We start from the raw sequence: 11,530 nt of genomic DNA on the forward strand, positions 1-11,530 counted from the left end.
TCTATCAAAGGCAAAATGGGGGAAAACTATGAAACTGGCAACTGCACAGCTACACGGTCGAACATTCATCGGACTGATTATGGAAGAAAATAAAATCCTTGATATTCAAAGGGCAGAGAAAAAATTATTTGATATGTCTTCAGCCCCGCGTACGGTGATTGAATGCATTGAAATGGGAGAAAAATTCTTCAACCATATTAAACAGCTTGAAACATGGGTGAAAAAGTCAGACGAAACCGAATCATACTTATACTCCTTTTCAGAAGTTAACTGGCTCGCGCCAATCCTGAACCCCCGCAAGAATATTTTTTGCGTCGGAAAGAATTATCGTGAACATGCGGTGGAGCTTGGAAGCGAAGCGGATATTCCTGAACACGTGATGCTTTTTTCTAAAGCACCAACGACCGTGATTGGACATGAAGAACCGGTTGATCCGCATTTGCATCTCACAAAGGAACTCGATTATGAAGGCGAACTCGCGGTTATTATCGGGAAAAAAGGAAAACTCATCCCTGAAGAGGAAGCCATGGATTATGTGTATGGCTATACCATTATTAATGATATTACGGCAAGAGACCTGCAATCAAAGCATAAACAATTCCTGCTTGGCAAAAGCCTTGATACATCATGTCCGATGGGTCCTTTCATTGTACATAAGTCTGCTGTCCCAGATCCTTATGAACTGAATTTGGTGACAAAAGTGAACGGGGAAGTAAGGCAGGATGGACATACGAAAGATATGATTTTTTCAATTGAAAATGTGATCTCGACCATCTCTCAGGGTACAACACTTGAGCCGGGAGACATTATTGCTACGGGAACACCGGCAGGCGTCGGCAAAGGATTCAAGCCTGCAAAATATTTAATGCCCGGTGATGTCGTAGAGATTACGATTGACGGAATCGGGACGCTCAGCAATACGATTGGAGAATAAGTCAAGCACACCAGTTGAACAGCTGGTGTGTTTTTAGCAGAGGGAGTATCATTATGTGCGGGATTTGAATGGAATCATAGATTGAGAGACGAGGGAATTCCTCTAAAGAGGCAGGAGTTATTGGCTGCTATTAAGAAAGATCTTCTTCATGATCAACACATAGAAGCTTTTTTCTATGGAGGTTCAATCGCCCAAGAGAATACAGATTTGTATTCAGATATAGACTTAAGAATTGTAGTGAATCCAGATAAGTGGGAAGATTTCCTTTTGAATAAAAAAATCAGGCCTGGTAAATGGGGGAACGTTTTATTTTACGAAGACTTCCCTGGTGCAAGCTACACCATTGCCCACTATGATTCATTCATTAAGGCGGATGTCTTTTTTTACAGAAAAGAAGATCTCACTCCTTCTGTATGGCTTAAAAACATTCACATTGTCCGCGATGACAATGGATTTATGACTGCAATAAAAAACGAATCCAATCAGCTTTCCTATAAAATTTCTAAGCCAGAGTTTGAGTTTTGGAGAACTAAATTTTTCGCCTATTTTCATGAAGCTTATAGAAGAATGATGCGCGGTGAACTTTATTATGCGATTCACTGCATCGACAGCATGAGGCAGTCGTTAGCTGCCGGGTGGTATATGGAATGCGGAATACAGCCCAATTCATTTGGGGACTGGGCTAAGATAGAGGGACCGCGGAGTCAATTGAAAAAAGAACAGCTTGATTTACTGGCCCGCTTTCATTGCGGAAGAGAACCTGAAGAGATTTATGCCGTTATGAAAAAAATGATGCCTGAGTTTACTAGACTTCATCTTCAATTGGGGGAAAAGGCTGGGGCAAAAACGGATCAATATTTGACAGATAAGCTATTTAGTATGGCAGTGTCTGAAATAAAGAAGGATCAAACCCGGCCATAGAGCTGGGTTTGATTTTTTTTTGGGATGGCTTCAAAGCCTGGGCTGAAACTGAAAAACAGTGTTAATCCCCGCATAGGATTAACACTGTTAAAATTAACTATTATGAAAGAATTTTTTTCACTTTCTCAATCGCCCAGTCAAGATCTTCTTTAGAGATGACGAGCGGCGGTGCAAAGCGAATGACGGTTTCATGCGTTTCTTTGCAGAGAAGTCCTTCTTCTTTAAGCTTTTCGCAATACGGGCGCGCAGATTCAGTGAGTTCTAATCCAATAAATAAGCCTTTTCCGCGTACTTCTTTAATAATTGGATTGTCGATTTTACGCAGGCAGTCCTGCATATAGCTTCCAAGCTCGAGCGAGCGCTCAGATAGCTTTTCATCAACAAGCACATCCAAGGCTGCAATGGAAACGGCACATGCAAGCGGATTTCCGCCGAATGTTGAACCGTGTGATCCAGGCTCAAAAACGCCAAGGATATCTTTATCTGCAGCAACACATGAGATCGGGAAAACACCCCCGCCAAGCGCTTTTCCAAGAATGTACATATCCGGTTTTACGTCTTCCCAGTCACAGGCAAACAATTTTCCTGAGCGGCCAAGTCCTGCCTGGATTTCGTCTGCCACATAAAGCACATTGTTTTCTTTACAGATGTCATATGCAGCCTTCAGGAATCCTTCTTCAGGAATGTGAATGCCTGCTTCACCTTGAATGGGTTCAAAGATGAAAGCGGCTGTATTTGAAGTAATCGCTTGTTTCAGTGCTTCCAAATTGCCGAATGGAATTACTTTAATGCCAGGCAGCATAGGTCCGAAACCGCGTTTGTATTCTTCGCTTGAACTCATTGAGACCGCTGTCATTGTACGGCCGTGGAAATTCTCCTCACACACAATAATCTCTGCTTGATCTGCCGGAACGCCCTTTACATCATAAGCCCAGCGGCGAACGGTTTTAACGGCTGTTTCGACTGCTTCTGCACCTGTATTCATTGGCAGAACCATTTCTTTTCCTGTAAGATTTGAAACCTTTTCATACCAGGGGCCAAGCTGGTCATTGTGGAAAGCTCTTGATGTTAAAGTGATTTTGTCTGCCTGTTCCTTCAGTGCAGCAATGATTTTTGGATGACGGTGTCCTTGGTTTACAGCAGAATAGGCACTGAGCATATCCATATATTTGTTTCCTTCAGGATCTTCTACCCAAACTCCTTCTGCCTTTGAAATCACAATTGGCAGCGGATGATAATTATTTGCTCCATATTTTTCAGTAAGGTCGATGATTTGTACTGATTTTGACACAATATCCCCTCCGTATGCGATTATGTCTGGAATTACGGGAACCCTAGCATTCCCTCATGTTCTACAATAGCCTACCTTTTTAAAGAAAACAATAGGAGAGGAGATGCGCTTACATTTCATTTTTTATAGGCATTCATGATACTATATGAATGGGAAGTTATGAGAAAGAGGAGGATTTACCAATGACTACACACTTACATATCACGACTTGGGTTGTCGCACTTATTCTATTTTTTGTCGCGAACTCACTCTTTAAGTCTGGTAAAGAAAAACCATTTAAAATTGTACACATGACTTTAAGGCTTTTCTATTTACTGATTATCGGTTCAGGACTTCAGCTGCTGTTAGGCCTCGCTTTCATCAGCGGAGAATATGTCGGAAAAGCGATTCTTGGTGTCTATGTTATTGCGATGATGGAAATGATCCTCGTCCGCGCCAAAAAGAAAAAGCCGACACGCATCTTCTGGATTCAGTTTGTCATTGTTCTGATAGTCGTCATTCTGCTTGGACTGCGTTTGCCAATCGGAATGAAATTCTTTTAATGCGAGAACCTCTGCAGGAAGCAGAGGTTCTTTTTTATTGCTGAATCTGTGTTAAAAGAGCTCTTTTCCCCGTACAGACTGTAAATTCAAACCGATCTTCGTTTTTGCTGCCTCTTGCAAAATGATGCTGTACTCCGCAAATGGCCTCCCCGTTGTCAAATTGATAGAAAGAAACCCCTTGTTTATCGTTTTTATCTTCCTGAAAGACCATATGATTATAGCTGTAAATGCAATCATGGATGGAGAAAGATAACTCGTTCAGCTTACCTGTGAAAGCAAGAAAAGAATCATCACTGAATTCCTTGAGCATATATTCTAATGCGAAAGGCACCTTTTTTTGAATGCGCAGCATGTCATTTGTTTTTAATTGATGGATGCCCATCGGTACTGAAAGCTGTCTATCTGGTAAATAGGTGCCGGTATACCAGCAGTCATTCAGCAAAATCTCAATCGTTTCGTCCTGTTTAAATTGCAGGATGGAGACTTCTTCGTTCACATCATCGTAAAATAGAAATTCCTGATTTTCGCCGATTTCAATTGAACCTGTTACGTGTGCCCGTTCCTGCCGTTCGAGCAGGCGGTGTTTTTGTTTAGAAAGCATGGAATGAACCTCCCTTAAATAGCTTCGTTATCGTCCGTTTTTTCCATTTAGAGGAAGAATTATTCATTTTAATGCAACGCGGTTTTGATTTATTTACCGCACCATTCACCTAAACTTAACAAAAGCATCCTGCTGCAAAGAAAAACGTGATACGGACAAATCAACACTTCATAAGTTAAGCATAGGATAGGTACATCTTTTAATGTCTGAGTAAATTCAGGCTGTTTAAATGGAGGAGATGGTAAGCAGATGTGTGGAATAACAGGGTGGGTTCATTATCAGCAAGACCTGCAGCAGCATAAAAATGTCATGACAACCATGGCTGAATGCTTATCGAAAAGAGGACCGGATGATACGAATGTGTGGGGAGAGCAGCACGTTCTATTTGGCCATAAACGTCTTGTAGTAGTTGATCCTGAAGGCGGCAGACAGCCGATGACCCGCAAAAAGGAAGAAAATACATTTACGATTTGCTACAATGGGGAGCTTTATAATACAGAAGATATCCGCGTTGAATTACTGAAGCGGGGGTATACATTTGCAGGCCATTCCGACACAGAAGTCCTCCTCAGCGCCTACATGGAGTGGAAGGAAGAATGTGTGCATCATTTAAATGGTATTTTTGCCTTTGCGGTCTGGGACTCAGGTAATGAGAAACTGTTCATTGCAAGAGACAGACTGGGAGTAAAACCGCTTTTTTATTCTGAACAGAATGCATCGATTATCTTTGGCTCAGAACTGAAGGCGATTCTTGCCCATCCTGGTCAAAAGGCCGTTATTGACAGGGAAGGGTTAAGCGAGGTATTTGGACTAGGGCCTTCTAGAACACCTGGAATTGGTGTCTTTAAAGGTGTAAAAGAGCTCCGTCCAGCTCACGCTATGATGTTTTCAAAAGAAGGACTGAAGGTTTGGAGATACTGGAACATTCAAAGCAGAAAGCATCTCGATTCATTTGACGAGACGGTCAGCAGGGTTGGATTTTTAGTGAATGATGCCGTAACTAGACAGCTTGTATCAGATGTTCCTGTGTGCACATTTCTTTCAGGAGGACTCGATTCAAGTGCGATTACCGCAATTGCTGCAAAAGCGTTTGAAAAAGAAGGCAAGGGTCCTTTGCACACGTTTTCCATAGATTATGAGGATAATGATAAGTTTTTTAAAGCAAATGAATATCAGCCAAACTCAGATGCTCCATGGATCGATAAAATGACAGAGACTTTTCAAACCGTTCATCACAGGTCTATCATTACACAGCAGCAGCTTGTTGATTACTTAACAGAAGCTGTTGAAGTAAGAGATCTTCCTGGTATGGCGGATATTGATTCTTCTCTTCTGTGGTTCTGCAAAGAAATTAAGAAAGATTTTGTTGTAGGCCTCTCAGGAGAGTGTGCAGATGAAATATTCGGTGGATATCCGTGGTTCCACCGCCCTCAGGATTTATCAGAAGATGCCTTTCCGTGGATGAGATCAACGCATGCAAGGATGAATCTCCTCCGTACAGATTGGCAAAGCAAACTTAATCTAAAAGAGTACGTAAAAACTAGATATCAGGAAACCATGAAGGAGACACCACTGCTTGAGGGTGAGTCTGAAACAGAATCTAAACGCAGACAGCTGTTTTACCTCAATATTCTCTGGTTTATGACGACCTTGCTCGACCGGAAAGACCGCATGAGCATGGGAGCAAGTCTTGAGGTCCGCGTTCCGTTTGCAGACCACCGCCTGGTTGAATACGTGTGGAACATACCGTGGGAAATGAAAATGCACGGCGAGCGGGAAAAAGGCATTCTCCGCAAAGCGTTAGAAGGTGTGCTTCCGGAAGAAGTGCTTTACCGCAAAAAAAGCCCGTATCCAAAAACGCATAATCCCCACTATACAAAAGCCGTAAAAACATGGCTTCAATCGTTAACTCAAAATAAAGACTCAGCCCTTCACGTTTTCTTTGATAAAAAAGCACTGAACAATATTATTGAATCAGAAGGAAATGCATTCCAGGCACCATGGTACGGACAGCTGATGACAGGTCCGCAGTTGCTTGCCCATCTGGCGCAAATCCACGTATGGTTTGAAAAGTACAGAATTGATATTGATGAATCTTAAAAGCCGGCTATGCCGGTTTTTTTGCATCTTGAAATTCCTCTTTATGTTAAAATTGGAATTGAGGTGACAGGTGTGATTTATAAAAAAATCGGAATAGCTGCTTTAGCATCCCTTGGTGCCAATTTTCTTATCTATTTAACGGCACTTCTCACAGGGTTTATTACAGGTGATTTCATTACAGGGACAAGCCTTGAGGACATCGCTTTTTTGCTGTTCTATATTAGTTTATTTATTTTTGCGATAGGCACTCCTGTCAGTATTCTTGCCTATTACATTGTCCGAAATAAGGGCGAAAGCAGAAGAACCTTGAATTTTTCCATTCATATGCTGTCTTCAACAGCTGCTGGCCTGATTTTTTTTCACGAGATCTATCCGCTGGTTATCATAACTGTTCTCTCAGGATTTCTGTTTTTTCTTGGGGATGAATGGGTTTTGTACAGAAAGAGTTTGAAAAGCGGAAGATTCAGAGTCTGGAAGGCCGCAGCTGCTGCAGGTATTATTGCCTGTACGGCAGCTCCGATTTATCTCCTTTCTGAAGATGAGAGTGCGGAGGTGGCAGAAACAGTCGATCTCAGTAAGCCGCCGGTTATTTCGGTTGAATGGAATGAGACAACACTTAGCCGCATTAAACCTGAATACTGCAAATTTAAAAGAAAAGACTGTACCAGGGATAAAGAGCCATATTACATAAACGACGTAAAAGGTGAGGCTATTGACATTTATTACGCAAACACGTTCAGGCTGAATATGTCTAACAGATTAGAAGATCCTGAATATGAAATTTATTATCTTGAGGGAGAACAGGTCAAACAGCTTGAATCTGTCAACGGGATATTTGTCATTCCCGATGGCCTTAAAGATCAAATAATCAAAGGGAACGCAGTTTGGGAGAATGAAATATTGCAGTTTGAGGCTGCAGTCAATATGGTTGACGGAAGTCCGGCGAAATGAGCCGGACTTTTTTTATGGTTTCAGGATATTTCGTTTTCTGCCAGTGTTAAATGAATTGATCTGAAAAGCTCTTTGAGATCGTTATCTTTTGGGAAAGATATTTACTACTTGGAACACCATATTAATTGTGTTTTAATAAAGTGGATTGTATAATATTTGTATAACTATTGTACAGTATTTAGGAGGAGTAAAACATGGCTAAAAAAATCATAGTCATCGGTGCAGGACCTGGCGGCTTGGCAGCTGCCATGAACTTGGCCAGTCAGGGGTACCAAGTAGACGTATATGAAAAACAGCCATATGTGGGAGGACGCAACGCCTCTATTGAAATGGACGGATTCACATTTGATATGGGGCCAACCTTTCTGAGCATGATCCATATTGCTGAAGAGATTTTTGAATCAGCGGGCAGAAACCTTCATGATTATATGGATATGATTGAACTAGAAGAAATGTATGAATTGATCTTTGATGATCAATCTTTAAAAATGACGGGGAATTCAGATGAAATGGTCAGGAGATTAGAAGAGTTTTCCCCTGGAGACGGGAAGGGCTACATTAGATTTATGAATGATACACGAAAAAAAATGGCAGCCCTGACGCCAATTCTTCAAAGTAAAATGGATCGTTTTCATCACTATATGAGCTGGAAGGTCATTCAGGCGCTTCCGCAGCTTACGGTTACGAAATCTTTATACAATGTACTTTCCAATTACTTTCAGGATGAAAGAGTCAAATACGCCTTTACGTTTCAATCGAAGTACCTTGGCATGTCACCTTGGGACTGCCCCGGTGCATTTTCAATTCTATCCTTCATGGAGCATGAATATGGAATATACCATCCAAGAGGCGGAGTAAATCAACTGTCAAAAGCGATGGGGAAGGTGCTTGAAGAATACGGGGGAAAGCTTCATCTCGGCATAGGAGTCAAAAAACTATGGATCGAGAAAAAAGATGTAAAAGGGGTTATTTTAGAGGACGGAACAGCAGTCCATGCGGATGAAGTCGTCATTAATGGCGATTTTGCCCATGTAATGTCGAATTTAGTGGACCCAGGCATCTTGAGGAAATTCTCAAAAGAGAGGCTGGAAAAGAAAAAATATTCCTGTTCGACTTTCATGATCTATCTTGGACTTGATAAGCAATATGATCTACCGCACCATTCCATTATTTTTTCAGAAGACTATAAAAAAAATGTGGAAGAAATCACAAAAACGCTCAAGATGTCAGGGGATCCATCCATCTACATTCAAAATGCAAGTGTGACTGATGACACACTTGCACCTGAAGGCAAGTCTGCCCTTTACATACTTGCCCCGGTACCTAATAATTTCAGCGGAATTGACTGGGAAAAACATCAGGATTCGTTCAGAGATTTGGTGTTTGAAACAATTGAAAAGAAGACGCAGTTTAAAAACTTAAGAGCTCATATTGAAACGGAAAAAATCATGACTCCAAAAAATTGGGAAGAAGATATTCTCGTATACAAAGGTGCAACGTTTAATTTAGGCCATCAGCTGACGCAAATGATGGTCCTCAGACCGCACAACAAGTTTGAGGAGCTGAACCATTGCTGGCTTGTCGGCGGCGGAACGCACCCTGGAAGCGGGCTTCCCACCATACTGGAATCAGCACGGATCACAACCAATGCCCTCATGAAGGAAACAAGTCTTCCTGTATCTTTAAAATCTGAAAAGAAATTGGGGAATGCACTATGAAAATAGCGATTGCGGGCGGAGGTATCGGCGGTCTGATATCAGCGCTGTTACTTAGGAAACATGGATATGATGTCACGATCTTTGAAAAAAGGAACAAGCTTGGCGGCAGGTTAGCTTTTGTCGAGGAAAAAGGGTACAGGATCGATGAAGGACCGACGATTGTTCTTTTGCCTGAAATGCTGACAGGGATTTTAAAAGAGGCAGGAGTATCAGATGATCAGTACGAATTAATCAAAATTAATCCCTTGTATAATCTGCAGTTTAAAGATGGTGTGTCTTATACAAAATACAATTCTGCAGAACGCCAGCTCCAGGAAATAAGTGAAAATTTTCCCGGGAACGAAGAAGGGTTCAAACGGTTTATGAAAGATATGGAGATTCGGTTTCAGCTTGGGAAATCAAAATTTCTTGAGAAGTCCTTTCATGACAAGCGCACGTTCTGGACACGGCATAACCTGCAGAGCCTTATGCAGCTGAAAGCTTATAAATCTGTAAATACCTCACTCAAAGCTTATTTTCAGGATGAAAAGATCAGGCAGGCCTACTCACTGCAGACACTGTATATAGGCGGCAACCCTTTTGATTCTCCAGCTCTGTACTCACTCATCTCATATAGCGAGCATCAGCATGGAATCTACTATTTTAAAGGCGGATATGCAAGTCTTGTCACTGTTTTAGAAAAAGAACTTTTAAAACAGGGTGTAGAAGTTGTAACGGACGCGAATGTTGAAAGAATATTGTCAGACGGCGAAAAAGCAGAGGGACTGATTGTGAACGGGAAAATGATAAAAGCAGATTCCTTTATATTAAATGGAGATTTCCCTTTAGCATCCAAGCTGATTTCACAAGATTCGATGCCGTCCCGAAACTATACGCCGTCATCAAGCTGTGTCATGCTTTATTTCGGTTTAAACAAAATCTACAAGGGTGCACTTGTTCATCAGTTTTTTATGGGTTCAGATTTTAATCAGCATATGAAGGACATTTTTGTTACTAAAGAAGTGCCGTCAGATCCGTCCTTTTATGCTTTTCATCCTTCTGTAATCGATTCTTCGCTTGCGCCTGAGGGCCATGGAGTGCTCTATGCATTAATTCCCGTTCCTTCAGGAAGCAGCATTAAATGGACCGAACAAACCGGCTTTATCGAGAGAATGATCGATCGGCTTGAGGAGCGGGGCTTCCCTGGACTGAGAGCATCCATTCAGTGGATGAAAGTCCGTACTCCTGAAGATAAAGAAATGGAAGGTCTTTTTCAGGGAGGAAGCTTTGGCATTGCGCCTTCATTATTCCAATCAGGCGTGTTCAGACCCCAGGTAAAGCCTTCGAAGCTTTCAAATGTATATGCAGCGGGAGCATCCATTCACCCGGGAGGCGGGGTCCCGATTGTGATGCAGGGGGCGAAATTGATGGTATCAGCCATTCTGTCAGATCATAAAAACAATGAGAGTGAAGGAGTGAGTTTGAGTGGTTGATTTAAACCTTGCCTATAAACAATGTGAAGAAGTCATTCGGCATCATTCTAAAACTTTTTATAAAGCTTTTTCCCTCCTTCCGTCTAAAAAAAGGAAAGCTGTCTGGGCTGTATACGCTTTTTGCAGAATCGCAGATGATATCGTTGATGAAGGAAAAAAACCTAAAGAAGAGCTGGTAGAATTTCAGGAAGAATTCGAGAATTTTCTAAAAGGCCATTTTTCTCATGAAAACTTTATGTGGGTCGCCCTTCACGATACATTCAAACAATATGAAATGGATATTCAGGCCTTTCAGGATATGATAAAAGGACAGGGGATGGACCTTGTAAAAATCCGCTATCATTCTATGGACGAAGTGCTTGACTATTCTTATCATGTAGCAAGTACTGTCGGTCTAATGCTTCTGCCGATTCTTGCGCCTAAAAAGAAAGCGGTTCTTCGAGAAGGGGCGATTGCACTAGGACTTGGCATGCAGCTGACAAATATTCTCCGTGACATCGGTGAGGATCTTGGCCGTGACCGGATTTATGTCCCAAATGATATTATGCAAAAGCATCACCTGACAGAGAGGGATCTGCAGAAGCAGACCGTTACTCCAGAATTCATCAGAGTATGGGAGCATCTTGCCGCTGAAGCAGAGAAACAATATGATACAGCGATGCTGACAATGAATGAGTATCCTATCCATGCCCGTGCACCGGTAAAAGCCGCCGGATACTTTTACAGAGCGATACTTAACAAAATCCGTCTGAATGACTACAATGTTTTCGGAGAGCGGAACTTTGTGTCGAATGAAGAAAAACATGCCATACTGTCTCAGATCTGATTCTGAATTGGTGCTGAGGCAGCCAATGAGGCTGGTGCTGCAAACCCGGTCAGAAGCATAAACTTTGGTCGGGTATAAAGGGGAAAGTGTTGTAAAGGAGTTTAACAGCACAAACTGGTTTGGGTAATAAGGGGAAAGTGCGGTAAAAGCTGAATAGCAGCACAAACTTGGTCG

General features: G+C 41.9%; 10 protein-coding genes. 8 read left to right on the forward strand and 2 right to left on the reverse strand.

All coding sequences use genetic code 11. From position 1 onward, the window contains the following. Window positions 1–28: 28 nt before the first annotated feature. The gene (locus tag ABEQ24_RS13170; protein WP_430007206.1) at window positions 29–934 is read left to right on the forward strand and encodes a fumarylacetoacetate hydrolase family protein; all 906 of its coding nucleotides are present in this window, start codon (window positions 29–31) and stop codon (window positions 932–934) included. Window positions 935–1,054: 120 nt separating this feature from the next. Further along, the gene (locus tag ABEQ24_RS13175) at window positions 1,055–1,855 is read left to right on the forward strand and encodes an aminoglycoside 6-adenylyltransferase (RefSeq protein ID WP_430007207.1); all 801 of its coding nucleotides are present in this window, start codon (window positions 1,055–1,057) and stop codon (window positions 1,853–1,855) included. A 100-nt stretch (window positions 1,856–1,955) separates the two neighbouring features. On the opposite strand, the gene ABEQ24_RS13180 is transcribed toward ABEQ24_RS13175, so the two are convergent. Continuing rightward, window positions 1,956–3,146: an ornithine--oxo-acid transaminase gene (locus ABEQ24_RS13180; protein ID WP_430007208.1), complete on the reverse strand. Its 1,191-nt coding sequence runs from the start codon at window positions 3,144–3,146 to the stop codon at window positions 1,956–1,958. Between the two features lie 182 nt (window positions 3,147–3,328). On the opposite strand from ABEQ24_RS13180, the gene ABEQ24_RS13185 reads away from it, so the two are divergent. Further along, entirely contained in the window at window positions 3,329–3,688 is a 360-nt protein-coding gene (locus ABEQ24_RS13185) for a YisL family protein (RefSeq protein ID WP_430007209.1), read from the forward strand. Window positions 3,689–3,722: 34 nt separating this feature from the next. Here ABEQ24_RS13185 and ABEQ24_RS13190 read toward each other — a convergent pair whose 3' ends face one another. Further along, on the reverse strand, window positions 3,723–4,289 hold the full coding sequence (locus ABEQ24_RS13190) for a DUF2777 family protein (protein WP_430007210.1): 567 nt from the start codon (window positions 4,287–4,289) through the stop codon (window positions 3,723–3,725). A 249-nt stretch (window positions 4,290–4,538) separates the two neighbouring features. On the opposite strand from ABEQ24_RS13190, the gene asnB reads away from it, so the two are divergent. From asnB to ABEQ24_RS13215, 5 genes are all read left to right on the forward strand, one after another. After that, window positions 4,539–6,389 (forward strand): asparagine synthase (glutamine-hydrolyzing), encoded by a 1,851-nt coding sequence (gene asnB / locus ABEQ24_RS13195; protein WP_430007211.1) that lies wholly within the window; start codon window positions 4,539–4,541, stop codon window positions 6,387–6,389. A 72-nt stretch (window positions 6,390–6,461) separates the two neighbouring features. Continuing rightward, window positions 6,462–7,340 (forward strand): hypothetical protein, encoded by an 879-nt coding sequence (locus ABEQ24_RS13200; protein ID WP_430007212.1) that lies wholly within the window; start codon window positions 6,462–6,464, stop codon window positions 7,338–7,340. 194 nt (window positions 7,341–7,534) lie between these two features. Then, window positions 7,535–9,058: a phytoene desaturase family protein gene (locus ABEQ24_RS13205; RefSeq protein WP_430007213.1), complete on the forward strand. Its 1,524-nt coding sequence runs from the start codon at window positions 7,535–7,537 to the stop codon at window positions 9,056–9,058. Then, window positions 9,055–10,530, forward strand: coding sequence for a phytoene desaturase family protein (locus ABEQ24_RS13210; RefSeq protein WP_430007214.1), 1,476 nt, complete (start codon window positions 9,055–9,057; stop codon window positions 10,528–10,530). The genes ABEQ24_RS13205 and ABEQ24_RS13210 overlap by 4 nt, the downstream gene beginning before the upstream one ends. Then, entirely contained in the window at window positions 10,523–11,356 is an 834-nt protein-coding gene (locus ABEQ24_RS13215; protein WP_430007215.1) for a phytoene/squalene synthase family protein, read from the forward strand. Before ABEQ24_RS13210 ends, ABEQ24_RS13215 begins: the two co-directional genes overlap by 8 nt. Window positions 11,357–11,530 lie beyond the last annotated feature (174 nt).

The organism is Metabacillus idriensis, from assembly GCF_050483325.1.
GTDB classification, from domain to species: Bacteria; Bacillota; Bacilli; order Bacillales; family Bacillaceae; genus Bacillus_P; species Bacillus_P idriensis_A.

Bases quoted from the DNA above. Each gene is read 5' to 3' on its own strand.
- ABEQ24_RS13170 (WP_430007206.1), top strand. From the start codon at position 29: ATGAAACTGGCAACTGCACAGCTACACGGTCGAACATTCATCGGACTG.
- ABEQ24_RS13185 (WP_430007209.1), top strand. From the start codon at position 3,329: ATGACTACACACTTACATATCACGACTTGGGTTGTCGCACTTATTCTA.
- ABEQ24_RS13190 (WP_430007210.1), bottom strand. From the start codon at position 4,289: ATGCTTTCTAAACAAAAACACCGCCTGCTCGAACGGCAGGAACGGGCA.
- asnB (WP_430007211.1), top strand. From the start codon at position 4,539: ATGTGTGGAATAACAGGGTGGGTTCATTATCAGCAAGACCTGCAGCAG.
- ABEQ24_RS13205 (WP_430007213.1), top strand. From the start codon at position 7,535: ATGGCTAAAAAAATCATAGTCATCGGTGCAGGACCTGGCGGCTTGGCA.
- ABEQ24_RS13210 (WP_430007214.1), top strand. From the start codon at position 9,055: ATGAAAATAGCGATTGCGGGCGGAGGTATCGGCGGTCTGATATCAGCG.